Raw genomic sequence first — 25,229 nt, 5'->3', positions numbered from 1 at the left:
GTGATGACCATGACTTATTTTCAGGGGATATTCTAGCGGGGTTTGGGATGGAATGGGGGTGAAGTTAGTCCTAAATCTTTAGTCAAGATGGCAATTAACATATTGTAATGGTTAGAGTTATTTTTTCTTCTACAAAAGAAAAACGCCCCTAAGGGCGCTTTGATTAGTTGATGAAACACTATTTTTTCACTTGAGGTAATTTTACTCGAAGTAACCGTACAGCATTTGCAGTGACCAGTGCAGTTGCACCTGAGTCGGCCAGTACTGCAACCCAAAGCCCAGTGATCCCTAATAAACTGGTTACTAAGAAAACACCTTTTAACCCAAGTGCGATAGCGATGTTTTCACGAATGATTTTTCGTGTCGCACGGGATAACGCAATGATTTCAGCTAATCCGGTTAAGCGGTTGTGGGTTAACGCCGCATCCGCGGTTTCAAGAGCCACATCAGTTCCGCTTCCCATAGCCACCCCAATGCTTGACGCTTTCATTGCTGGCGCATCATTGATGCCATCGCCGACCATCATGGTACTATGGTTACGGTTAAGCTCCATGACTGCAGTGACTTTATCTTCTGGCAATAGCCCTGCTCGGTATTCCATACCTAACTGATTTGCAATTGCACTAGCAGCGCGTGGGTTATCACCGGTTAGCATCACGGCGTTCACATTAAGCGCTTTAAGCATATGCATTGCATCAGTTGCATCATTACGCAGCGTATCTTGCAAAGCGGTTAAACCGATGACACGGCTATCTTCAAGCGTGACAACGACAGTTTTCCCTTCGGCCTCTAGGGCTTCAACTTTACCTTGCCACTCACTATTTAACGGGATATCAAGGCGATTCGGTGCGCTAACAAGAATATGCTTGTTGTTAAGGAAACCTTCAACCCCTTTCCCTGCTAATGCTTTGCGCTCTTGAGCTTCTAGAACTGTTAAAGATAATTCTTCTGCTTTATTAACTACAGCTTTGGCGAGAGGATGGTGAGAGCCAACTTCTACAGAAGCGGTAATTTGCACTAATTCACCTTCAGTCATGCCTTCTGCTGGCACTAAGTTAGTGACATGAGGCTTACCTTCTGTCAGTGTACCTGTTTTGTCCAAAGCAATTGTTGTTATAGTACCTAGTTGCTCAAGTGCTGCACCACCTTTAATTAATGCTCCACGACGAGTTGCAGTGGCGAGTGCCGAGGTTATAGCTGCTGGGGTTGAGATGACTAAAGCACATGGACAACCGATCAACAGCAATGTTAAGCCTCGATATATCCACGTTTCCCACAATGCACCAAAGAAAATAGGTGGAATGACAATCACTAACGCTGAAATCAACATAATGATTGGCGTGTATATACGACTAAAGCGGTCAATAAAACGTTCTATAGGTGCTCGGCGTTCTTCTGCTTCCTCGATCAGTTGTAAAATGCGGTCGATAGCATTTTGCCCCTGTTCTGACACCACTTCCATTTGAACAGCTCTATCAACAGACAAACAACCCGCCGCAACTTTCTCACCAACATTGCGTTCAACCGGAACGGACTCCCCTGTTAGTGCACTTTCATCGAAGCTAGCAAAACCCGAAACCAAAACAGCATCTGTTGGTAGACGACCACCTGGGGCTATTTCAATAATGTCGCCTGGTCGTAATTGCGCAACAGGGATAGTGGATTTTTCCCCATCTTTGATTAAGACCGCATCTTCTGGCACTAAAGCCATTAATGCGCTAACACCGCGTCGTGCTCTACCTGCAGAATATGATTCCAGCATTTCACCTAACATGAAGAGCAAGATAACCATCGCGGCTTCTTCAGTTGCTTGAATGAATATTGCACCGACAGCTGCAACGGTCATTAATGTTTCAATAGCAAAGGGGGAGCCTGTACGAATTAAACGTAACGATTTACGGGCAATAGGGTATAGCCCAAAAAGGGTAGTTAAAATAAAAGCAATGTTACCAATTTGCGGATTGAAAGACTCAATTCCCCAACTAATGGCCATTAAAATGGCTAAGATAATGACGGGTTTAGCTTCACTCAATAAACTCTGTTGAGGAGCAAGGGACGCAGCACTGTTATTACCAACTTCAAGTAATTCATAACCCGCAGCTTCAACAGTAGAACGTACTGCCGTGCTGATGTCAGTATTTGCATCAACAACTAATTTTTCTGTGGCAAACAACACCTTAGCTTGTTTAACTTCACTAATTTGTCTTACTGCGGTTTCAATTTTATTTGCACAACTTGGGCAATCCATACCACGGATGATCCAACTAAAGCGTTGTTTCGCTTCTAGAGTTGGTTCAACGTCGTTAATTGTTTGTGTGTTAAGCCCACAGCTGGTGCCGTGTTGGTGGTCATGACTTGTGTGTTGATGTGAAGAATGCTGATGAGATTCTTCGTCATCGTCAGGATATTCCTTCACATTATTATGTTCATGAGTATGTGAGTCATTACTAACTTTTTTGCTGTTATTCGCAATAGAGGATGAACAGCTGCTATTGCTTGAGCAGCAACTGCTCGTATGCGCATGGGTATCTTTATGTGTATGTGTGTGCATAAGTGCCCCTTATCAAACAAGATATTCTATCATTGCAGATAAGCTTACACTTTGGAGTCTACTCCAGAGTCAAACTAAAAGAGAGGTGCCAATTGATAAAATTCTCAAATAGCATTTTTTATCAATTGGCGTGAGACTTGAATGAGTTGTTGTTACAGATAAATGGCACGAACAATGAAGAATTGTCCAATAAAATAGAGCGCGGCAACAACGGCTTTTGAGGCTTTAAATGGAATACGGAAATGTGCTATTAGCCAAACACAGTTAGATAAGAACAGTAGTGATGCCCCTATCATAATGGAAAAATTATATTCACGAGCTAGCCCAAAGTACTGGTCACCTGCGACCCATGCCATAATCATACACATGATTAACGACGCAAAAACAATAGCCTGTAGATTTTCGAGCTTTCCCCAAATGAAAACAAGAGTAACGGCTGCAATAATCAGAGGGACAGCTAGCCAAGGTAAGAATAGGCCAAAATTTAATTGCATCCCAAAGCTAATGGTATAAATCAGGTAACTCAAGAACATCAATGCGACTGAAGTTAGTAAGCGTTCACTAGATAACATGCGAGAAAGATCCGCTACTAGAGAAACTAATAGGCCTGCTAAAATCAGGTAGTTTTGAATATTTAAATCCTCAGAACTCCACCCCCAGAGTAGTAAGAGTAGCAGTGTAATAGGGCGAAATAACCAACGTTGCCACCCTGGTCCTCGATAGGCTGCATCGACATACAACCAACCGGAAAAGAGTACAGCGAGGAATGGCCAACTAATCATACACATATCCTTATAAGTTCAATGAGTGAAACTACAGTGATTAGGTTACTTAGATAACGTGTCCTATTTATATAAATAAGATAAACTACAGTTACTGACTTTTTAAACAAAATTCACATTATGAATAAGCCAATATTACTGATTATCGTTCTTGCGATCATTGCTGTTTTAGCAACAAAGCGCTTTTTTGACCAACGCAAGCAAAATGAAATTAATGATAACTCTTTGCCTGTGACTTATTTAGTTAAAGTCGATAATAAAAAAGATTACCCTTACCCTAACATGCGTTCTAGAGAGCGAGATGTTGTCTCTCCAGAAACTTTTCGTTATGAAATTTATTTCAAAACGCTATCAAGTGGTGAAATAATCAAAACTATTGTAACGGAAGAACAATACCAAGACGTTGAGTTAGGCCGCGAAGGTAAACTTATTATGCAAGGTACGCGGTTTGTTCGTTTTGAGCCAGCCTAGGGCCTTATTGGCCGGACTGTTTTTTCTTTGCTTCTTCCAACGCGGCTTTGGTTTTTTTCTGCATAGCTAGCATTTCAAAAACCCCAAAAAAGAAAATTCGTAGTTGAACTAAACCTGAGATTTTCTCCCCTTTAGGGAGGGTCGCTTTAAGAAAGATAGTTTGCAGTGCATGCATGAAAACCATAAACACCATTGCAATATCCATAAAGTATTTCAGTGGCTTAGGGAATGGGTGAATAAGGTTAAATACCATAAAGCCCCAAACACAAATCATCAGCAGGCGTCCAATGTTAATAAACATGTTTTTTTCCCTAAAGTAAAGTTCGGATGAAAAGACGATAAGCAACTTGCCCAGCTATTTTTTCGCGGTGAAGTTGCCAATTCGCTGGAATGTCAGTAAGTGGTGACTCCGCTTCTGACTCAATGTATACCCAGCTTTCCTCTGCTAACCATTGGTTTTTTTCTAATAATTGAATGGTTTCATTAAGTAACCCTTTTCGAAATGGTGGGTCAATAAAAACCACATCAAAAGGGGCCCCTGATTGGTTTAGTATATTAAGGGTATTATTATTGACAACAGAGGCATTATCGGCTTGCAAGCGGGTTTTATTTTCGGCTAATAGCTGTGCGTTTTGTTTATCAAGCTCAATAAAGGTTACAGTCTGGGCAAAGCGAGAAAGAGCCTCAAAGCCTAAAGCCCCGCTTCCTGCAAAGCAATCTAAGCAGCGAGCATCACGAATAACAGGCATTAACCAGTTAAATAAGGTTTCTTTTATTCTATCTGTTGTTGGGCGTAAGCCTTCACTATCGCGAACAGGTAGTTTTCTACCTCGCCATTTTCCACCAATAATTCGAATTTGCCCTAAAGGGGCTGATTGTGGTTTTTTTGCCATAATATTTATTGCTACTTAGCTGGTTTATGTACTTAAAATTGATTGTTACTATTGTATACCTGTCAGACGATAAGTTGCAGTGTTGTTATTCCTTATTGGTTGGATTTCAATTATAGCGTTTTATTTTCACAGTTTTAACACCCAAATTTAGATTAAATTTTCAGGATTTTTCTTTCAGATATGTGTTGCTGAGCGATGAAATGGTAGACTGGATGTAATTTTATCGCGATTTAATTATCGAGTGCCATATTTTTACCGCGAGGAGTGTAGTGGCAAATGGCTAAAGACAAGAAAAAAGGGTTCTTTTCATGGTTGGGGTTTGGTCGTAAAAATGAAGAAGATACTCAGAAAACAGACCATCAACAAACAAATACGGCTGACGAAGCTGAAAAACAGCAGCAAGAGCAAGAAGTTGCAATAGATATCGCAACCGCAGAAGCAGAACGACAACATCAAGCCGAGCAGGCTGCCATTAAAGCGGCTGAAGATGAAGCTCAGCGTCAGTATGAGGAACAGCAAGCTGCAATTGAAACAGCAACTGAGCAAGCAGAAAAAGAGCGTGAAGCACAAATAGCGGCGATTCAGGCAGCCCAAGAACAAGCAGAACTTGAACGCCAAAAGGCAGAAGAAGCACGGCTCATAGCAGAGCAGGCGGAGCGTGAGCGTTTGGAAGCTGAGGCAATGCGTGTGGCTGAAGTCGAAATGGAGCGCCAGCGCCAAGCAGAATTAGCCGCTATTCAGGCTGCAGAAGAGGCTTTAGAACAACAGCGTCAAGCTGATTTAGCGACGATTAAAGCAGCGGAAGAACAAGCAGAGCGTGAACGCCAAGAAGCTGAAGCGGCACGGTTAGCAGAAGAACAAGCAGAACGTGAGCGCCAAGAAGCCGAAGCGGCACGGTTAGCGGAAGAGCAAGCAGAGCGTGAACGTCAAGAAGCCGAAGCAGCACGGTTAGCGGAAGAACAAGCAGAGCGTGAGCGCCAAGAAGCCGAAGCAGCACGGTTAGCGGAAGAGCAAGCAGAGCGTGAACGCCAAGAAGCTGAAGCGGCACGGTTAGCAGAAGAACAAGCAGAACGTGAGCGCCAAGAAGCCGAAGCGGCACGGTTAGCGGAAGAGCAAGCAGAGCGTGAACGCCAAGAAGCTGAAGCGGCACGATTAGCGGAAGAACAAGCAGAACGTGAACGCCAAGAAGCCGAAGCGGCACGGTTAGCGGAAGAACAAGCAGAGCGTGAACGCCAAGAAGCTGAAGCGGCACGATTAGCGGAAGAACAAGCAGAACGTGAACGCCAAGAAGCCGAAGCGGCACGGTTAGCGGAAGAACAAGCAGAGCGTGAGCGCCAAGAAGCTGAAGCAGCACGGTTAGCGGAAGAGCAAGCAGAACGTGAACGCCAAGAAGCCGAAGCCGAGCGCTTACGTTTAGAAGAAGAAAAAAATAATTCGCCAACAGAACAAGAAAAACCCAAAAAAGAGGGTTTCTTTGCTAGGCTAAAGAAAGGGTTATTGAAGACCCGTCAAAATTTAGGTTCAGGCTTTTTGGGGTTATTTTCTGGTAAGAAAATTGATGATGACCTATTTGATGAACTTGAAGAACAATTATTAATTGCAGATGTTGGTGTAGATACCACTCGTAAAATTATTAATAACCTCACCGCGCATGCTAGCCGTAAAGACCTGAAAGATGCTGAGGCTTTATATGGCAAATTGCGTGAGGAAATGTCTGATATTTTAGCGAAAGTGGATAAACCACTCGAGATCGAAGATAAAAAACCCTATGTTATTCTAATGGTTGGGGTTAATGGAGTGGGTAAAACAACCACGATTGGTAAATTAGCACGTCAATACCAGTCGGAAGGGAAAAGCGTCATGTTAGCTGCGGGGGATACTTTCCGTGCCGCAGCGGTTGAACAACTCCAAGTGTGGGGTGAACGTAATAAAATCCCTGTGGTTGCTCAACACACCGGTGCAGACCCAGCCTCAGTTATTTTTGATGCAATTCAATCAGCGCAAGCTAAAGGTGCTGATGTCTTAATTGCTGATACTGCAGGGCGTTTACAAAATAAATCACACTTAATGGAAGAACTGAAGAAAATTGTTCGCGTGATGAAAAAATTGGATGAAAACGCACCGCATGAAATTATGTTAACGCTAGATGCGAGTACTGGACAAAACGCGGTAAGTCAGGCCAAACTTTTTGATGAAGCTGTTGGTTTGACTGGTATCACATTGACTAAGCTCGATGGCACAGCAAAAGGTGGGGTAATTTTCTCTATTGCAGACCAATTTGGTATTCCAATTCGTTACATTGGTATTGGTGAAGGTATTGAAGATTTACGTCCATTTAAAGCAGATGACTTTATCGAGGCTCTATTTGCCCGAGAGGAATAATTTTCGATGATCCGCTTTGAACACGTTAGTAAAGCTTATCGCGGTGGCCGCCAAGCTCTCCAAGGGGTTGATTTTCATATTCAACCTGGGGAAATGGCATTTTTAACAGGCCACTCAGGCGCAGGTAAAAGTACGTTACTTAAACTAATATGTGGCATTGAGCGCCCAAGTGCGGGCCACATTTTGTTTAATGGTCACGATATTAGCCGCTTGAAGAATCGGGAGATCCCATTTCTGCGCAGGCAGATCGGCATGATTTTTCAGGATCACCACCTGCTATTTGATCGAACTGTTTATGATAACGTAGCGATGCCATTGATTATCTCTGGGGCGAGTACAGAAGATATTCGTAGGCGCGTTTCTGCTGCATTGGATAAAGTTGGGTTATTGGATAAAGCGAAAAATTTCCCTATCCAATTATCTGGTGGGGAACAGCAGCGAGTGGGTATTGCACGAGCCGTGGTGAACAAACCAACGATGTTACTCGCGGATGAACCAACCGGTAACCTTGATGGCGAGCTATCGGAAGGTATTATGCGTTTATTTGAAGAGTTTAACCGCGTTGGCGTGACGGTATTAATGGCAACACACGATATTGCATTGATTGAACGTCGTAACTATCGTGTTCTTACACTTAGTGAAGGCCGCATGCTTGGAGGTCAACATGGCTAAGAATGTCCGTAAAGGCAGGCCAGAACGCACCATGCAATCGAAAAGTAAAGCACTAAAGGGCGGGTGGCGTGAGCAATGGCGTTATTCATGGCTTAATGCACTTGCCGATATGCTTAGGCAACCTTTAGCCACCTTTTTAACGGTGATGGTGATAGCGATTTCACTCGCTTTACCAAGCCTTTGTTATATTGTGTGGAAAAACGTCTCACAAGCAGCAGCACAGTGGTATCCAACACCACAACTCACAGTTTATCTGGATAAATCTCTTGATGAACAAGGTGGTCAAAATGTGGTGACTCAATTACAGGCTCTTGAAGGTGTGGAAAACGTTAATTACCTTTCAAGGGACCAAGCAATGAGCGAATTTCGTAGCTGGTCTGGTTTTAGTACCGCACTTGATATGCTTGAAGAAAACCCATTGCCTGCGGTGGCGATCATAACGCCAAAAATTGACTTTGAAGGGTCAACGGTACTGACCACACTTCGAGACCGGGTCAGTCAAGTGAATGGTATTGAAGAAGTTCGCATGGATGATAGCTGGTTTGCGCGTTTAGCATCATTAACCAATTTGGTGGGGAGCATTGCTTCCGTGATTGGTATTTTAATGATTGTGTCATTGTTCCTTGTAATTGGTAACAGTGTGCGGCTAAATATTTTTGCTCGACGAGATACGATCAATGTGATGAAGTTGATCGGCGCAACTGATGGTTTTATCATGCGGCCATTTTTAAATGGGGGGCTTTTTTTAGGGGCTTTAGGCGCCATAATCTCCTTAATTATGACCTTCTTACTGGTTTGGCAGTTATCGGCTGGTGTTGCGCAAGTCGCAAGTGTGTTTGGGACTCAATTTAATATTGAAGGGCTATTGTGGGAAGAGTCATTATTGATCCTCTTATTATCTGCAATGGTAGGTTGGGTTGCAGCATGGTTGGCGACACTTCAACATTTACGTCATTTTACACCAGAGTAATAGATTGTTTTTAGTGGCTTTTATCGAGGGCTATGGGTAATGAATGCTTATTAGCCCTTGATTTTATTAGGTCTTTATTTTAAAAGTGAACTTAGTCTGGATTGTTTTGTCTTATATTGACCTACTGTTAACAATTCCTGTATATAATTTATTTAATGCCGTTAAACTGCTAAACTCTATGTTTACTTCATGATTAACCAATACGGTTATCGACATCAAACCAATCTGTTTTCCATTTTGTTTATAGAGGATCTGAATGACCAAAGATATGCAATCCTTAGCTCTTGTTCCACAAGGAAGTATTGAAGCCTATGTTAGGGCGGCTAATGCTTACCCGATGCTTACCGCTGAGGAAGAAAAGGAACTTGCTGAACGGCTGCATTACCACGGTGATCTGGATGCTGCCAAGCAACTTATTTTGTCGCATTTGCGCTTTGTTATTCATGTTGCTCGTAGTTATGCGGGGTATGGTTTGCCGCAAGCGGATTTAATTCAGGAAGGAAATATCGGCTTGATGAAAGCGGTGCGTCGTTTTAATCCTGAGGTTGGTGTTCGCTTAGTTTCCTTTGCGGTTCACTGGATCAAAGCAGAAATTCATGAATATGTGTTACGCAATTGGCGTATCGTAAAAGTTGCAACAACTAAATCTCAGCGTAAGCTATTCTTTAATCTAAGAAAAAATAAAAAGCGTCTTGGTTGGTTTAATCAAGAAGAAGTGGATATGGTTGCTGAAGAACTTGGAGTAAGCACGAAAGATGTCCGCGAAATGGAATCTCGCATGGCCGCACAGGATATGGCATTTGATATGTCAGATGACGACGATAGCGGTGATTTCGGCGGTCCAATTGCGCCAGTCTTATTTTTGCAGGATAAATCATCGGATTTTGCAGGTTCCATTGAAGATGATAACTGGGAAAGTCACGCGACTGATCGGCTATCTGATGCATTAGATTCCTTAGATGAGCGCAGCCAAGACATTATTCGGGCACGCTGGCTTGATGATGACAACAAAACGACGTTGCAAGAACTGGCTGATAAGTACGGTGTATCAGCTGAGCGTGTTCGTCAGTTAGAAAAAAATGCCATGAAAAAACTGCGTTTAGCCATGGAAGAAGATGACGACGAGATGTAATTTGTTGTTAAATAAACTGCGGTAAATAATTATCTGCATTTGTCTTCAATAAAATGGAGTATAAATGCAGATAATCACATCTTATATTCTGTTTTTATTTCTGGCCTTATAAATAGGCAAACAACCTACTCTTAGTCGCTATACAACTCTAATGGAAGGCCATCAGGGTCAGCAAAAAACGTGAATCTTTTTTGAGTGTAAGGGTCAATCCGTATTTCTTCACAAGTCACCCCTTGTTTTGCTAAATAAGCGACCCATTTATCTAAGTTATCAACACTAAAAGCAAGGTGGCGAAGCCCTGCTGCTTCGGGGTAGCTCAACCTTGCTGGTGGATCAATAAAACTGAATAATTCAATTTGATAATGTTCCCCAAAAGCTAAGTCTGCTTTCCATGAATGGCTTTCAGCACGGTAGTATTGTGCTAGTAAGTTTAAACCTAAAATACGGCAGTAAAAATCTTTACTGACTTCAAAATTTGAGGCGATGATCGCAACATGATGGATTTTATTTAACTTCATGTAGGTAGCCTATCTGTTTTTCCCATACGTCTGGTTGTATTGTCGCATTAAACCCGCAGGCGGTTAAAAATAATTGCATGTGTTGTTTTTCTTGTGGCAAAACATGACTGAAATTGAACTGCCAGTGTTCTACATCAGGATGAGCTCGGAAAATTTCTTGCATTAAATATAAGCCAACACCTCTGCGACGAGTCGCCTCACGAACACAAAAATCACGAATAATGGCATGATGATGGTCAACGCTCACTTTAGCGGCTGCAAGTAACCTTTCATTAAAGCGAGCAGCATAAAACTGTTCCCCAGTTTTAAGTATTTCAGTAAGTTCATGTTGGCTCTGGTCAGGCCAGATTTTATGTAAGTCTAGGTATTGCTGTTCAGTAGGAATGACCAAAGGGATAATAGTGAGTCTCATGATGTTTTGTCCGTTTCCCTGTAAGGGTTGCAGTCACTGATCCTGCCAGAGTGATCTACAACTGATTTTTGGGTTTTAGAGAGAAAAATTTGGTACGACTTAATTTTCCGAGTTTAGCTCGGATTAATTTAAATTTAACTAGAATATAACACTGGTATTTACATAAAAACCACTTAAACACATTAGTTTTTTATTCTGCATCTAATGTAATTACCTACCATATCCATTTGCTATTTAGCATAATTATCTTGTTTAATGTTATGAAATATATAGCCTTATTCGCTGTATTTTGAAATATCAGGCATTGTACCTGTCAACCATAATAATCTACTACAAATCAAATACAAACACTCAGAACCATGAAGACGGGGACGATAAAATGAAGAATATGAATAAAGCATTATTAGCGGGCTGTATCGCGATGGCATTCAGCTCTGCGGGATGGGCAAAGGAAATTAAAATTGCGGTTGTTGGCGCAATGTCAGGGCCAGTGGCTCAATATGGTGATATGGAATTTACAGGAGCGCGTCAAGCTATTGCAGATATTAATGCAAAAGGTGGCATTAATGGTAATACACTAGTTGCAGTTGAATACGATGACGCTTGTGACCCGAAGCAAGCAGTTGCAGTTGCCAATAAAGTAATCAATGATGGTATTCGCCATGTTATTGGTCATCTGTGCTCTTCTTCTACTCAGCCTGCATCGGATATCTATGAAGATGAAGGCGTGATTATGATCACCCCTGCGGCAACGAACGCCGACCTCACTACCCGTGGTTACCAAATGGTATTGCGTACGACGGGTTTAGACTCTGACCAAGGGCCTACCGCAGTTAAATATATTTTAGATGAGGTTAAGCCAACTCGTATCGCTGTGGTACACGATAAACAGCAGTATGGTGAAGGTTTAGCGCGCTCTGTTCGTGAAAACCTCAATAAAGCTGGTGTAAAAGAAGTGATGTTTGAAGGGGTTACCGCTGGTGACAAAGATTTTTCAGCATTAGTGGCGAAGCTGAAAAAAGAAAACGTAGATTTTGTATACTTCGGTGGTTATTACCCAGAAATGGGGCAAATTTTACGCCAAGCGAAGCAATCTGGTCTAAACATCCGTTTTATGGGGCCTGAAGGTGTTGGTAACTCGTCATTATCGAATATCGCTGGTGATGCTTCGGAAGGGATGCTAGTCACATTACCAAAGCGCTATGACCAAGTTGCCACTAACCAACCTATTGTTGATGCAATTAAAGCGAAAAAAGAAGATCCAACAGGGCCATTTGTGTGGACAACTTATGCTGCTATCCAAGGTTTAACTACGGCAATGGAGCGTACAGGTAGTGTTGAGCCTGAAGATTTAGTCAAAGATTTGAAAGCAAATCCAGTTGAAACTGTAATGGGAACGCTAAGCTGGCAGCCAAACGGGGACTTGAAAGGTTTCGAGTTTGGTGTATTTGAATGGCACAAAGATGGGACTTCCACCTCTGTAAAATAGTCGCGAGTCGTGTTCCAAAGTAGTGAATAAGAACCGGAAGAGAGTCACTTTCTTCCGGCTTCTGTTCTCTATATAGGACAAGCAGTTCGAAAGGATAGTCTTATGTCAGATCAAATTCTTTATTTTATTCAGCAATTCCTTAATGGATTGACTCTTGGCAGCACCTACGCACTCATCGCTATAGGTTATACCATGGTGTACGGCATCATTGGTATGATTAACTTTGCTCATGGCGAAGTGTATATGATAGGCAGCTATGTTTCTTTTATTGTGATCGCAGGCTTAATGATGCTTGGGATTGACGTTGGCTGGATCTTAGTCGCTGCGGCATTTGTTGCCGCGATCGTTGTTTCCAGTGCTTATGGTTGGAGTATTGAGCGTGTTGCTTATCGGCCTGTACGTCATTCTAAACGTTTAATTGCATTGATCTCGGCGATCGGGATGTCTATTTTTCTACAAAACTATGTCAGTTTGTCACAAGGTTCACGGGACTTAGCGTTACCAAGCCTAATTACAGGGCAATGGGTGCTCGGTGAAAGTGATGGTTTTGCAGCAACAGTTACGAAAATGCAGTTAACAATATGGGTGGTAACACTGCTAGCGATGCTGGCGTTAACCGTATTTATTCGTTATTCAAAGATGGGAAGAGCCTGTCGTGCTTGTGCTGAAGACTTAAAAATGGCGAGTTTACTTGGCATTAATACCGACCGAGTCATTTCGTTAACTTTTGTTATTGGCGCCGCAATGGCCGCAGTAGCCGGTGTTTTGTTGGGGCAATTTTATGGTGTTATTAACCCATATATTGGCTTTATGGCTGGGATGAAAGCCTTTACGGCAGCAGTATTAGGTGGAATAGGCAGTATTCCTGGCGCCATGCTAGGTGGTTTAATTCTTGGTGTGGCTGAAGCGATGACTTCTGCATATTTGAGCACTGAATACAAAGATGTCGTGTCATTTGGTTTATTAATCGGTGTGTTATTAATCATGCCTACCGGCATTCTGGGACGCCCGGAGGTCGAAAAAGTATGAGAAAAGAAAATTGGATTAACGCCATTGTAGCCTCAGCCACTTTTTTTGTGCTGGCGTTATTTATGATGGGGATGCAACTTACACTTGATGGAACAAAACTAGTTGTCACAATGGGGGATTCTGTTCGTTGGAATTGGATTCTTGCAGGGATTGTCGTCATTTTTGTGTACCAGCTTGTCCGCCCAACGTTAAGTAAAGTATGGAAAGGCGTTCCTAAGAAAGCTTGGTCTATTCCTGATTTTGATGGTTCCACAACAAAACAGAAAATCTTAGCGGTCATAATCATTATTGCTGCAATTATTTGGCCATTTCTAGTTTCACGTGGAAGTGTTGATATTGCGACTTTAACACTAATTTATGTGATGTTAGGGTTGGGGTTAAACGTTGTTGTTGGCCTTTCTGGTTTACTGGTTTTAGGTTATGCAGGCTTCTATGCGATCGGCGCTTATACTTTCGGGTTATTAAATCATTACTATGGTTTTGGTTTCTGGGAAAGTTTACCGATTGCAGGGTTAACCGCGGCATTAGCCGGTTTTTTACTAGGCTTCCCTGTTCTGAGATTAAGAGGTGACTATCTTGCGATTGTGACGCTCGGTTTTGGGGAAATTGTGCGTATTTTATTACTCAATAATACTGAGATCACAGGTGGGCCGAATGGGATTAGCCAGTTACCTAAACCTACATTGTTTGGTCTTGAGTTTAGCCGTACAGCAAAAGAGGGATGGGACACATTCCATAACTTTTTTGGGTTAGATTATAGCCCTGGTGATCGGATTATTTTTCTCTATTTTGTCGCGCTACTGCTAGTTGTATTGACGCTGTTTATCATTAATCGGCTGCTTCGAATGCCGTTAGGCCGTGCGTGGGAAGCGTTGCGTGAAGATGAAATTGCATGTCGCTCACTAGGCTTGAGTCCAACGCGAATTAAATTAACCGCTTTTACTATTAGTGCCGCTTTTGCGGGGTTTGCGGGGACATTATTTGCCGCAAGACAAGGGTTTATTAGCCCAGAGTCATTTACCTTTGTTGAGTCTGCATTTGTACTGGCTATTGTTGTACTTGGGGGAATGGGCTCGCAAACATCGGTGATTTTAGCCGCTATTATCTTAGTTGTATCAAGGGAAATGATGCGTGACCTTAACCAATACAGCATGTTGTTATTGGGGGCATTGATGGTATTGATGATGATTTGGCGGCCACAAGGCTTATTACCAATGAAACGTCGACAAATGCAGGTTAAAAAAGTACCTGAAGGGGAGGGCGCATGAGTCAATTAACTTCCCCTTTATTACAGGTCAGTGGCTTAACCATGCGTTTTGGTGGCTTACTTGCGGTTAATGATGTCGAACTAGGGATTAATCAGGGTGAAATAGTGTCCTTAATTGGGCCTAACGGCGCAGGGAAAACAACCATTTTTAACTGCTTAACTGGCTTTTATAAGCCGACTAGTGGCACTATCTTATACCATGATAAACACCTTGAAGGCCTATCAGGGCAAGCTATCGCGCGTTTAGGGGTTATCCGAACTTTTCAACACGTGCGGTTGTTCAAAGAAATGACTGTCATTGAGAACCTACTTGTTGCGCAACACCAACATTTGAAAAGTGGTATTTTTTCTGGTCTTTTAAAGACTCCAGGTTTTCGCCGTGCAGAGTCAGAAGCTCTTGATAATGCGGTAAAATGGTTGGAGCGAGTTGACCTATTACCGTTTGCTAATCGGCAAGCAGGTAATTTAGCGTATGGGCAACAACGACGTTTAGAGATCGCACGCTGTATGGTGACTCGCCCTGAAATTTTGATGTTAGACGAACCCGCAGCAGGACTTAACCCTAAAGAAACTAATGACTTAGATGAATTAATTGCTGAATTACGCAGCCATCATAATGTTTCTATCTTATTAATTGAACATGATATGAAATTAGTGATGGGGATTTCAGACCGTATTTATGTTGTGAATCAAGGTACGCCATTAGCCAATGGTACACCAAATGAAATTCGCCAACATCCAGATGTGATTAAGGCCTATTTGGGGGAAGCTTACTGATGTTAGAGTTTAAAAAAGTTTCTACTCACTATGGGAAGATACAAGCACTGCATGGGATCAGCTTAAATATTCAAAAGGGTGAAATTGTGACCCTAATTGGTGCTAATGGTGCAGGGAAAACAACCTTATTAAGCACCTTGTGTGGCGACCCTCGAGCATCTGAAGGCCAAGTTATCTACCGAGGTGTGGATATTACTCAATTACCTACATCGAAAATTATGCGTGAAGATATTGCATTAGTGCCAGAAGGGCGGCGTGTATTTTCTCGTATGACGGTAGAAGAAAACCTCGCCATGGGGGGATTTTTCGCTAATCGCCAAGAGTATCAAGAACGTATTGAACGAGTATATACGCTATTTCCAAGGCTCTATGAACGTCGAAACCAACGCTCGGGGACGATGTCAGGTGGGGAACAACAAATGCTTGCCATAGGGCGTGCTTTAATGAGTCAGCCTGAATTGTTGTTACTCGATGAGCCGTCACTAGGGTTGGCTCCGATTATTATTATGCAAATTTTTGATACGATTCAACAGCTACGGGAAGAAGGCATGACCATTTTCCTTGTTGAGCAAAATGCTAATCAAGCTTTGAAACTCGCTGATCGCGGGTATGTACTGGAAAATGGGCGTATTGTCCTGGAAGACAGTGGAAAAGCCTTGTTAGCCAATGAGGCTGTCAGAAATGCTTATTTAGGCGGTTAGTGAGAATATATTAAATACTTCGGGCTGTGGGAGTGTAATAGCTCGAAGTATTTAATACCAATGCTTTCTGTATTATTTTTTTATAATAGTAATTTTAAGCTTATCTTTATTATCATTAATATGTTTTAAAACACCATTATTATTATTCATTAATTCAAGTGTGCCGTCGTCACGTTTAGTTAAATAGGTTTTTCTTTCGACTGAGATTAATAAGTTTGGCAATTCACGACCAAAACTAGTAGTTACATTTATATATTTAAATTTTTTATTAGCCGTAATGATACAATCGCCATTTTCTGTTTCTTTAATCGTAAAACTAGTTCTCATATCATCAATTGATTCATCATTTGGGATTGTATCTATAGCGTTATTTCCTATAATATAATTATCATCTTTGTTTATTTTATGTAAACGAGTGAGCGGGTCGGCAAGAAAGCCTTGATGAGTGATTTGTGATATTATTTGTGCGTTTTCTGAACCGAATTTTGCAGTAAGAACTCTTGCATCTTTAATATTTACTGTGTTTTCTTGGCGATATGGGGTGTGTAAATAAACATTCATTCTATTGAAATCTTTGTTGAATTTATCAGATAGTTCCCTATCAAAAGTAAATCCATCAGATTCAAGAATGTGACCCAGAGCGGTAGATGTCGTTTTATCATCACTATTTGGAGTAAATCTTTCTATTTTAGTTTTTAATATAATTGAAGTTGAATTTTTATCATGAATAATTTCTTTTTTATATTTACTAAGATTCTTAAAGTATTGCTTAAGGGAAATAATTTTACTTTTATTATTTAATGTCTGTTTTCTTTTATTTATTATTGATAACCTGAATGATTCTAAAATTGATCCTAACGCTATTTTAATTCTGTGAATAGAACTTGGGAGTGATTTTTTATTCGAGCTGTTATTTTTTATACAGTGAGTATTTTCGGGGGAATAGACAATATTCTTAGTAATTTTAGTCATAAAGGGTCACTTAGTAATATATTTAAATTTAGGGTAGATTATCCCACCCTAAATTTAATGTATTGCAAAAATAGATAACTATTAATTTGGTATTTATCTTTTATAAGTGACCTGTTTTGTGAAGAGCTTATCTCATTAGAGTGAGTTCTAGCCGTGTTATCTGTTCATTTTTCTATTTTTACGGAATGTGAAGTATCTCCCATTTCAGCTATTTGCTTGTTTCTATGTATAAAATTAAATGTATATACAACTTTTTCCATAGAAACAGAGAGCTACTTGTTGTTGTATAACTTTTCTGACTCCCCTTTTTCCACTGTTCGTATAAAAATTCAAATTTAAATGTATATACTTTGTGAATTAAATGTATATATATTTGAATGCAAGATAAATGATTTCAATGAATAGATAGTCTCGAGCACGTTGATATTGATTTAATGTATTGATTTTAAATCAGTTAACTGACCTGAAAATAAAGGTGAATTGTCGCTAACAAGGTATCTCGTAGATTATCACCGTAGAAAATTGTTAATTTAAAGTTAATTGAAAATGGATGATAGGGGATACAACCATGCAAAACCGTACAGACTTAACTCGAGTGATCCGCGCTCCACGAGGCAGTGAAAAAGCCTGTAAAAGCTGGCTGACTGAAGCCGCGTACCGGATGATCCAAAATAATTTAGACCCCGATGTTGCTGAGCACCCTCAAAGCTTAGTGGTTTATGGTGGTATCGGTCGTGCAGCCCGTGATTGGGAATGTTATGACAAAATTTTAGAAGTATTAAAAACATTGGAAGACGACCAAACCTTGTTAGTTCAGTCAGGTAAACCTGTCGGAGTATTTCCTACTCATCCAGATGCTCCACGTGTACTAATTGCCAACTCAAATATTGTTCCACATTGGGCGAATTGGGAGCACTTTAATGAGTTAGATCGCAAAGGTTTGATGATGTATGGGCAGATGACCGCGGGTTCATGGATCTATATTGGTTCTCAGGGGATAGTTCAAGGTACCTATGAGACTTTTGTTTCACTTGCAAAACAACATTTTGATGGCAATGCTGCGGGCCGTTGGATTTTAACGGGAGGGCTCGGTGGAATGGGAGGAGCGCAACCTTTAGCCGCGACGATGGCCGGTTTTAGCATGATTGCGGTTGAATGTGATGAAAGCCGTATCGACTTCCGTTTAAGAACCCGTTATGTGGATAAAAAAGCCACTTCACTCGATGAAGCATTGCAATACATTGAAGAAGCAAAAGCGACAGGTAAGCCGGTATCTGTGGGGCTATTAGGTAACGCCGCAGATATTTACAGTGAGTTAGTCAAGCGCAATATAACCCCTGATTCTGTGACTGACCAAACGAGTGCTCATGACCCTGTTCATGGCTATTTACCTCAAGGCTGGTCATTAAATCAATGGCGAGAAAAACAAGAAACCGCTCCAACTGAGGTCACGAAAGCTGCTAAGAAAAGTATGGCGGTTCAAGTGGATGCCATGTTGACAATGCAAAAACGTGGCTCTGCCGCTTTTGACTATGGTAACAATATTCGACAAATGGCTAAGGATGAAGGTATCAGTAATGCCTTTGATTTTCCTGGGTTTGTTCCTGCTTATATTCGACCATTATTTTGTGAAGGGATCGGTCCATTCCGTTGGGTCGCTTTATCGGGAGACCCCGAAGATATTTATAAAACCGATCAAAAAGTCAAAGAGTTATTGCCTGACGACAAGCACTTACATAATTGGCTAGACATGGCCCGTGAGCGCATTGCTTTTCAAGGTCTGCCAGCACGCATCTGTTGGGTAGGGTTAAAAGATAGAGAAAGGTTAGGCCGAGCTTTTAATGAAATGGTGAAAAGTGGCGAATTAAAAGGACCTATTGTGATTGGGCGTGATCATTTAGATTCAGGTTCAGTGGCAAGCCCGCACCGTGAAACAGAATCAATGAAAGATGGTTCTGATGCCGTTTCTGACTGGCCGCTATTGAACGCATTATTAAATACTGCGGGAGGCGCTACATGGGTTAGCTTACACCATGGTGGTGGTGTGGGTATGGGCTTTTCTCAGCATTCAGGCGTAGTCATTGTCTGTGATGGAACAGATGCTGCCGATAAGCGTTTAGCTCGTGTCTTACATAATGACCCAGCAACGGGGGTTATGCGCCATGCGGATGCAGGTTATGACATTGCAATTAACTGCGCCAAACAGCAAGGGCTTAATTTGCCAATGGTTAAGTAATGTTGTTTGCCGGCGACTGTTGAGCCGGCAACATTCTGGAATAATAAGGAATTCAGTATGAATGCTGCATCAATTCAGAAAAAACAAGGGCCACTGGCAGGGATCAAAGTGATCGATTTAAGCCGTGTATTAGCGGGTCCTTATTGCACCGGTATGATGGCTGATCTTGGTGCTGAAGTCATTAAAATTGAAGTGCCTAATCATGGTGATGATAGCCGCCATTTAGGGCCTTTTATTGATGGTGAAAGCGTTTATTACGGCTTGATTAATCGTGGGAAACGTAGCATTGAGCTGGATCTTAAAGCGGATGAAGACCGCGCTATTCTTTTTCGATTAGTTAAAGAAAGCGATGTTGTTGTTGAAAACTTCCGCCCCGGTGTTACTAAAAGGCTCGGTATTGATTTTGATAGCTTAAAAAATCATAACCCTAAATTAATCTATGCCAGTATTTCAGGGTTTGGTCAAAACAGCCCATTAGCAAGTTACCCCGCGTATGACATTGTGGCACAAGCGATGTCAGGTTTAATGAGTGTCACAGGGTTCCCTGAAACGGGGCCAACGCGTAGTGGCGAATCTATCGGAGATGTCTGTGCTGGTATGTTTGCTTCATGGGCGATCAGCAGCGCGTTATTTGCCCGAGAACGACACAATGAGGCGGCACAATACATTGATGTTGCTATGGTTGATGTGTTACTGAGTATGCAATTAACCGGGCTTTCAAACTTATTTGCTCATAATAAAGCACCAAGTTTAGTTGGGAATCGCCATCCTGTTTCTACGCCATTTGATACTTACCATGCAAAAGATGGTTTAGTGGTAATAGCGATTGCCAGTGAAAAACTATTTCAACGTTTTTGCGAGTGCATGGGGAAAACTGAGCTTTGTCAGGACCCCCGCTATTTTGATGACCCCACCAGAACGCAACACCAAGCGGATTTAAGAAAAGAGATCGAAAGCTGGACTTGCCAAAAAACCGTTGAAGAAGTGTGTGATTTATTGTTAAACGCAGGGGTACCGGCTTCACCAATCCATGATTTACAGCAAGCAACACAGAGCGAGCATGCACAAGTACGTCAAGTACTCACTTATTTAAATGATGGTGGTACCCCGTTGATTTCTCAGCCCGTTTTTTTCAATGGTAATAAGCCACATTCAACATTACGAGCCCCTGTATTAGGTGAGGCAAATGCTATTTATAAGCCAGCGAAAACAACAACTAAAAATGCGGAGACAATGTTATGAGCTTTGAAATTAATGAAACTGAACAGGCAATTGTTGATGCAGTAGAAAAAGTATGTCACGACATTTTGCAACCTAATGCACAACGCTATGATGAAACCGAAACGTTCTGTGCTGAAAGTCTACAAGCGTTGGGAGAAATGGGGTGCTGGGGGATTAATTTACCTGAACAGTATGGTGGTTTTGGTATTGGTAGTATTGCGATGAGTAGGGTTGTTGAGGCTGTGGCGGCAGCTTGTGCATCTACCTCATCTGCATTAACAGCCCATTTCCTAGCAACAGATTCAATTTTAGTGGGGGGAACGGAAGAACAAAAAGCATATTGGCTACCGAAAGCGGCAACAGGTGAAATGTTAGGAGCATTCGGTTTAACAGAACCAGCTGCTGGCTCTAACCCAGCCGATATGCGAACAGTCGCTACACGTGAAAACAGCGGCTGGCGTATCCGAGGTAACAAACACTATATTACCAATGCTAAAGAAGCCGATTTTATCGTGTTGTATGCCAAAACAGATGTTGAGGCAGGAGCCCGCGGGATCAGCGCTTTTATGATCCCAAAAGGCACAGAAGGCGTAGCCTTTTCACAGCCAGAGAAAACCATGGGGCTACGTGGCAGTACGATTTATGAATTAGCTTTAAATTGTTGGCTACCTGAATCTGCCTTATTAGGTGAGGAAAATAAAGGGTTTCATACGGCAATGGAAGTACTAGATAAAGGCCGTGTCGAAGTGGCAGCAACCTCGCTCGGTATTGCTCGGGCAGCGATGGAAAGTGCTTTAGGTTGGGTCAAAGAACGTCAAATTGGTAAAAAACCATTAGCTGCATACCAAGGGACACAATGGCGTATCGCCGATATGCACACGCAACTTGAAGCTGCACGTATGTTGACATGGCGCGCCGCTGAGTTACGTGATTCAGGAGAGCGCTTTAGCTTGCAGTCAGCCACAGCAAAATTATTTGCTGCTGAATGTGCTGGTTTCGTGACTGATGCTGCATTACAGCTTCATGGTGGGTATGGCTATATTCGTGACCTTCCATTAGAACGTTATGTACGTGATGCACGAATTTTACGGATTTTTGAAGGTACTTCGGAGATCCAAAAGATCATTATTTCTCGTGCGGTTTTAGATGCGATTTAATTTATTTTAAAAATAATGAGCGAGTAGGCGGGACAGGCGGCTACTCGTTCATAAGGCAGCATAGGAGCACTACCTGACAACAGGATCATGGAATTAAAACACAACAACAATCAGGTTTAAGAATGTATTTCAATTAGTTACTGTGGGTGAATAATAGATAAAACATCATCCAGCGTAATGGTTAATAACTGTACCTTACGATTGTAGTTATTGCGGGTTCATTACGATTAATTGGTTCATTCTTTAGGCCAGCCTTGCTTAAAGAGGAGTTACCATGACAGTATCAAACGACATCGCGACAGGGCAAAAAAGTCGGCAGGAGAATGTACCACTAATCGAAGCTCGTTCCATCGATTACATTCCTGAGTCTGAACGCCATGGCACCTTATCGAGTCAATTTACACTTTGGTTCGGTTCTAATTTGCAGATAACAGCAATTGTAACCGGTGCATTAGCTGTAGTACTTGGTGGGGACGTGTTCTGGTCATTAATCGGCTTATTTATTGGCCAATTGCTAGGTGGTTCAGTAATGGCTTTGCATGCAGTGCAAGGGCCAAAGCTGGGGTTACCACAAATGATTTCTAGCCGTGTGCAGTTTGGGGTATACGGTGCCGTTATCCCTATTTTATTAGTATGCATGATGTATGTTGGGTTCTCTGCCAGTGGCACGGTATTAGCGGGGCAAGCGGTTGGTCAGCTTATGCATGTAAGTGACTGGATGGGGATTTTAATATTTGGTGCTGTGATTATTGGGATCACCATTTGTGGCTACCGAATTATTCATATTCTCGGAAAAGCAGCGAGCGTGATTGGAGTGATTACGTTCTTTTATCTATTTTTCCGTCTGTTTTATATGAATGATGTTTCGGTATTACTGGAAAATCGTCATTTTGATTGGACGCACTTTTTATTAGCCATGTCATTATCAGCATCTTGGCAAATTGCATTTGGTCCTTATGTTGCGGACTACTCGCGTTATTTACCGACAAAAACGCCAACAATTAAAGCATTTATGGCAGTAGGTGCAGGGACTGTTATTGGTACGCAAGCCTCTATGATTTTAGGTGTATTTGCGGCGGCCCTTGCAGGGAATAAATTTGCGGGTAATGAAGTTGCTTATATTGTGGGCTTAGGTAGTACAGGGTTAATTGCGGCGTTGTTATATATCAGTATTTTCTTTGGTAAGGTCACAATAACGGCTCTAAATGCTTACGGTAGTTTTATGTCGATGGCTGCGATTTGGTGTGGCTTCCGTGGTAAAAGCCAAATTTCTCGTGGGCAGCGGTTATTTTTCATTATTCTGATGGTGAGTTTTTCGACAGCTTTAGGGTTGGCAGGGCAACATTCTTTTCTAAAACTGTTCTCTTCTTTCTTATTATTTTTACTGGCATTTTTCACTCCTTGGAGTGCGATAAACCTAGTGGATTATTATTGGGTGACAAAAGGTCGCTACGATGTACCTGAACTTGCAAACCCTGATGGCCGTTATGGTCGCTGGAATAAAGTAGGGATCGTGACCTATGTTGTTGGGGTATTGATCCAATTACCTTTTATTTCAACAGGTTTCTATACCGGTCCTTTAGTTGAAAAACTGGGTGGTGTTGATATTTCATGGATTGTCGGTTTAGTTGCAACCAGTATTATTTATTATATCGCGATAAAAAAATGGCCAATGTCTGTTGCTGATAAATTGATATTACCTACAACAAAATAATGTGAAATACCCCTTATTTAATTATTAACAGATTTATTTAAAAGATAATTGAGCAAGCCAATAGTAGTGAATTTTTCACTGCTAGGGCTTCTCTCAACCTAAAAACGATTTTGAATCCTCTTTATATAAGCCAATCGTTGAAGAATTGGATAGGAGTTACGATGAAAATTTTAGTCGCAGTGAAGCGAGTGATTGACCATAACGTTAAAGTGAGAGTTAAAGCTGATGGCTCTGGGGTGGAATTGGCTAATGTCAAAATGGCAATTAACCCATTTGATGAAATTGCTGTAGAAGAAGCAGTACGTTTAAAAGAATCCGGCAAAGCGACTGAAGTGATCGCTGTTTCTGTGGGGGATATTAGTTACCAAGAAACGCTGCGTAGTGCGATGGCAATTGGTGCCGACCGCGCCATTTTAATTCAGCGACCCGCAGAGTTAGCGTTAGAGCCGTTGGATATTGCTCGCTTACTACAACAAATTGTCGATAAAGAACAAGCTGACCTGATTTTGTTAGGTAAACAGGCAATTGATGATGACTGTAACCAAACAGGTCAAATGTTATCGGCATTATTAGATTACCCACAAGCGACATTTGCTTCACAAATTAAAATCGACGGTGGAACACTGCAAGTGACACGGGAAATTGATGGGGGGTTAGAAACGTTAGAAATGCCATTGCCAGCAGTCGTGACAACAGACTTACGGTTAAATGAACCTCGCTATGCAACTTTACCTAATATTATGAAAGCAAAGAAAAAACCTCTAGATATCATTGATATTGCTGATATGAATTTTTCACCATTGGGGCAAGTTAAAACGCTCAAGGTCAGTGAGCCGAAAAAGCGTGTTGGGCAATGTACATTACTAAGTAGTGCAACCGCATTAGTCAGTGAACTGCAAGCGAAAGAAGTGATTTAACAGAGGGAAATGAATATGAGCCAAACATCAGTGTTAGTGATTGTCGAACATGATAATCAAACAATAAAATCATCAACTTATCATAATATTACCGCTGCTCATGAAATTCTTGCTGCTGGTGGTGAACTACACTTATTCGTTGCTGGGAGCCAGACAGCTTCAGTTGCTCAATTAGCTGCGAGCATCAAAGGTGTTAATAAAGTTCTAGAAATTCAATCTGATGAGCTTGAAGGGCAATTAGCTGAGCCAATCACCAGTGCGATTGTTGCGGTTGCTAAAGGCTATACACATTTGTTGTTTCCTGCGACAACATTTGGGAAAAATATTGCTCCGCGTGTCGCCGCAACACTAGGTGTTGCTCAAATTTCAGATATTACTCAAGTCATTGACTCACAAACATTCATTCGTCCTATTTATGCGGGGAATGCATTGGCAACAGTGCAGAATAATGGTCAACAAGTCGTGATCACCGTGCGAAGCTCTGCATTTTCTGGCGCAAAAGAAACACAAAATAGCGCTCAAATTGAAAATGTTACCCTTGCACAACTCCCCCAGCGAGCACTATTAAAGAGCCAATCGTTAACGCAAGTAAGCCGTGCAGAATTGAGTTCCGCTAAAGTCGTGATTTCTGGTGGTCGCGGTTTAAGTTCTGGTGAGAATTTCGCTTTATTAGAAACCATTGCTGACAAACTGGGTGCCGCAGTAGGGGCTTCGCGCGCGGCAGTCGATGCCGGTTATGTTCCTAACGATTATCAGGTTGGGCAAACAGGGAAAATTGTGGCGCCCGATTTGTATATCGCAGTTGGAATTTCTGGCGCAATTCAACATGTTGCAGGTATGAAAGAAAGTAAAGTGATCGTCGCCATTAATAGCGATCCTGACGCGCCTATTTTCCAAGTGGCGGATTATGGCATTGTTGGCGATCTATTTGAGATCTTACCTGAATTTGATAAAGCATTGGCGTAA

General features: G+C 41.8%; 23 protein-coding genes. 16 read left to right on the top strand and 7 right to left on the bottom strand.

The window, feature by feature from the left end; genetic code table 11:
- Positions 1-178 precede the first annotated feature (178 nt).
- Positions 179-2,551 (bottom strand): zinc/cadmium/mercury/lead-transporting ATPase, encoded by a 2,373-nt coding sequence (locus tag P3L56_RS17950; RefSeq protein ID WP_071548626.1) that lies wholly within the window; start codon positions 2,549-2,551, stop codon positions 179-181.
- Positions 2,552-2,703: 152 nt separating this feature from the next.
- Positions 2,704-3,333, bottom strand: coding sequence for a lysoplasmalogenase (locus P3L56_RS17945; RefSeq protein ID WP_042846339.1), 630 nt, complete (start codon positions 3,331-3,333; stop codon positions 2,704-2,706).
- Between the two features lie 120 nt (positions 3,334-3,453).
- On the opposite strand from P3L56_RS17945, the gene P3L56_RS17940 reads away from it, so the two are divergent.
- Positions 3,454-3,804: a DUF2500 family protein gene (locus P3L56_RS17940; RefSeq protein WP_042846338.1), complete on the top strand. Its 351-nt coding sequence runs from the start codon at positions 3,454-3,456 to the stop codon at positions 3,802-3,804.
- Between the two features lie 4 nt (positions 3,805-3,808).
- On the opposite strand, the gene P3L56_RS17935 is transcribed toward P3L56_RS17940, so the two are convergent.
- Both P3L56_RS17935 and rsmD read right to left on the bottom strand, forming a co-directional pair.
- The gene (locus tag P3L56_RS17935) at positions 3,809-4,105 is read right to left on the bottom strand and encodes a DUF1145 family protein (RefSeq protein WP_042846336.1); all 297 of its coding nucleotides are present in this window, start codon (positions 4,103-4,105) and stop codon (positions 3,809-3,811) included.
- 10 nt (positions 4,106-4,115) lie between these two features.
- A complete protein-coding gene (gene rsmD / locus P3L56_RS17930) occupies positions 4,116-4,697 on the bottom strand; it encodes a 16S rRNA (guanine(966)-N(2))-methyltransferase (protein WP_048606105.1) in 582 nt (193 codons plus the stop codon).
- Between the two features lie 276 nt (positions 4,698-4,973).
- Between rsmD and ftsY the strand changes: the two genes are divergently transcribed.
- The 4 genes from ftsY (at position 4,974) to rpoH (ending at position 9,853) form a co-directional block, all read left to right on the top strand.
- Positions 4,974-7,079, top strand: coding sequence for a signal recognition particle-docking protein FtsY (gene ftsY, locus P3L56_RS17925; RefSeq protein WP_210831614.1), 2,106 nt, complete (start codon positions 4,974-4,976; stop codon positions 7,077-7,079).
- 6 nt (positions 7,080-7,085) lie between these two features.
- On the top strand, positions 7,086-7,751 hold the full coding sequence (gene ftsE / locus P3L56_RS17920) for a cell division ATP-binding protein FtsE (RefSeq protein ID WP_042846331.1): 666 nt from the start codon (positions 7,086-7,088) through the stop codon (positions 7,749-7,751).
- Complete coding sequence (gene ftsX, locus P3L56_RS17915; RefSeq protein WP_042846328.1) at positions 7,744-8,721, top strand: permease-like cell division protein FtsX; 978 nt, start codon at positions 7,744-7,746, stop codon at positions 8,719-8,721. The genes ftsE and ftsX overlap by 8 nt, the downstream gene beginning before the upstream one ends.
- 256 nt (positions 8,722-8,977) lie before the next feature.
- A complete protein-coding gene (rpoH, locus tag P3L56_RS17910) occupies positions 8,978-9,853 on the top strand; it encodes an RNA polymerase sigma factor RpoH (RefSeq protein WP_042846326.1) in 876 nt (291 codons plus the stop codon).
- 131 nt (positions 9,854-9,984) lie between these two features.
- Here the strand turns inward: rpoH and P3L56_RS17905 are convergent, their stop codons facing one another.
- Positions 9,985-10,371, bottom strand: coding sequence for a VOC family protein (locus tag P3L56_RS17905; RefSeq protein WP_048606112.1), 387 nt, complete (start codon positions 10,369-10,371; stop codon positions 9,985-9,987).
- On the bottom strand, positions 10,358-10,783 hold the full coding sequence (gene panM, locus P3L56_RS17900; RefSeq protein WP_042846322.1) for an aspartate 1-decarboxylase autocleavage activator PanM: 426 nt from the start codon (positions 10,781-10,783) through the stop codon (positions 10,358-10,360). The genes P3L56_RS17905 and panM overlap by 14 nt, the downstream gene beginning before the upstream one ends.
- 379 nt (positions 10,784-11,162) lie before the next feature.
- Between panM and P3L56_RS17895 the strand changes: the two genes are divergently transcribed.
- The 5 genes from P3L56_RS17895 to livF all read left to right on the top strand — a co-directional run bounded on the left by P3L56_RS17895 (position 11,163) and on the right by livF (position 16,046).
- On the top strand, positions 11,163-12,272 hold the full coding sequence (locus P3L56_RS17895; protein ID WP_042846321.1) for a branched-chain amino acid ABC transporter substrate-binding protein: 1,110 nt from the start codon (positions 11,163-11,165) through the stop codon (positions 12,270-12,272).
- A 102-nt stretch (positions 12,273-12,374) separates the two neighbouring features.
- Positions 12,375-13,301: a high-affinity branched-chain amino acid ABC transporter permease LivH gene (livH, locus tag P3L56_RS17890; protein ID WP_042846319.1), complete on the top strand. Its 927-nt coding sequence runs from the start codon at positions 12,375-12,377 to the stop codon at positions 13,299-13,301.
- Positions 13,298-14,569: a high-affinity branched-chain amino acid ABC transporter permease LivM gene (locus tag P3L56_RS17885; RefSeq protein ID WP_042846314.1), complete on the top strand. Its 1,272-nt coding sequence runs from the start codon at positions 13,298-13,300 to the stop codon at positions 14,567-14,569. The genes livH and P3L56_RS17885 overlap by 4 nt, the downstream gene beginning before the upstream one ends.
- Entirely contained in the window at positions 14,566-15,345 is a 780-nt protein-coding gene (gene livG / locus P3L56_RS17880) for a high-affinity branched-chain amino acid ABC transporter ATP-binding protein LivG (protein ID WP_048606117.1), read from the top strand. Before P3L56_RS17885 ends, livG begins: the two co-directional genes overlap by 4 nt.
- Positions 15,345-16,046: a high-affinity branched-chain amino acid ABC transporter ATP-binding protein LivF gene (gene livF, locus P3L56_RS17875; protein WP_042846311.1), complete on the top strand. Its 702-nt coding sequence runs from the start codon at positions 15,345-15,347 to the stop codon at positions 16,044-16,046. The genes livG and livF overlap by 1 nt, the downstream gene beginning before the upstream one ends.
- 72 nt (positions 16,047-16,118) lie before the next feature.
- Here the strand turns inward: livF and P3L56_RS17870 are convergent, their stop codons facing one another.
- Complete coding sequence (locus P3L56_RS17870; RefSeq protein ID WP_272686297.1) at positions 16,119-17,018, bottom strand: hypothetical protein; 900 nt, start codon at positions 17,016-17,018, stop codon at positions 16,119-16,121.
- 568 nt (positions 17,019-17,586) lie between these two features.
- On the opposite strand from P3L56_RS17870, the gene hutU reads away from it, so the two are divergent.
- The 6 genes from hutU (at position 17,587) to P3L56_RS17840 (ending at position 25,229) form a co-directional block, all read left to right on the top strand.
- The gene (gene hutU, locus P3L56_RS17865) at positions 17,587-19,254 is read left to right on the top strand and encodes a urocanate hydratase (RefSeq protein WP_042846308.1); all 1,668 of its coding nucleotides are present in this window, start codon (positions 17,587-17,589) and stop codon (positions 19,252-19,254) included.
- 57 nt (positions 19,255-19,311) lie between these two features.
- Entirely contained in the window at positions 19,312-20,496 is a 1,185-nt protein-coding gene (locus P3L56_RS17860; RefSeq protein WP_042846307.1) for a CaiB/BaiF CoA transferase family protein, read from the top strand.
- Entirely contained in the window at positions 20,493-21,632 is a 1,140-nt protein-coding gene (locus P3L56_RS17855; RefSeq protein WP_042846305.1) for an acyl-CoA dehydrogenase family protein, read from the top strand. The genes P3L56_RS17860 and P3L56_RS17855 overlap by 4 nt, the downstream gene beginning before the upstream one ends.
- A 274-nt stretch (positions 21,633-21,906) precedes the next feature.
- Positions 21,907-23,346: a purine-cytosine permease family protein gene (locus P3L56_RS17850; protein ID WP_042846304.1), complete on the top strand. Its 1,440-nt coding sequence runs from the start codon at positions 21,907-21,909 to the stop codon at positions 23,344-23,346.
- A 161-nt stretch (positions 23,347-23,507) separates the two neighbouring features.
- Positions 23,508-24,263, top strand: coding sequence for an electron transfer flavoprotein subunit beta/FixA family protein (locus P3L56_RS17845; RefSeq protein ID WP_042846303.1), 756 nt, complete (start codon positions 23,508-23,510; stop codon positions 24,261-24,263).
- Positions 24,264-24,278: 15 nt separating this feature from the next.
- Positions 24,279-25,229, top strand: coding sequence for an electron transfer flavoprotein subunit alpha/FixB family protein (locus P3L56_RS17840; protein WP_048606123.1), 951 nt, complete (start codon positions 24,279-24,281; stop codon positions 25,227-25,229).

Source organism: Providencia sp. PROV024 (assembly GCF_032709665.1).
Lineage (GTDB): Bacteria > Pseudomonadota > Gammaproteobacteria > Enterobacterales > Enterobacteriaceae > Providencia > Providencia huashanensis.
Note: the sequence above shows the minus strand (reverse complement) of the source record. Positions and strands in the feature narration are given on the sequence as shown.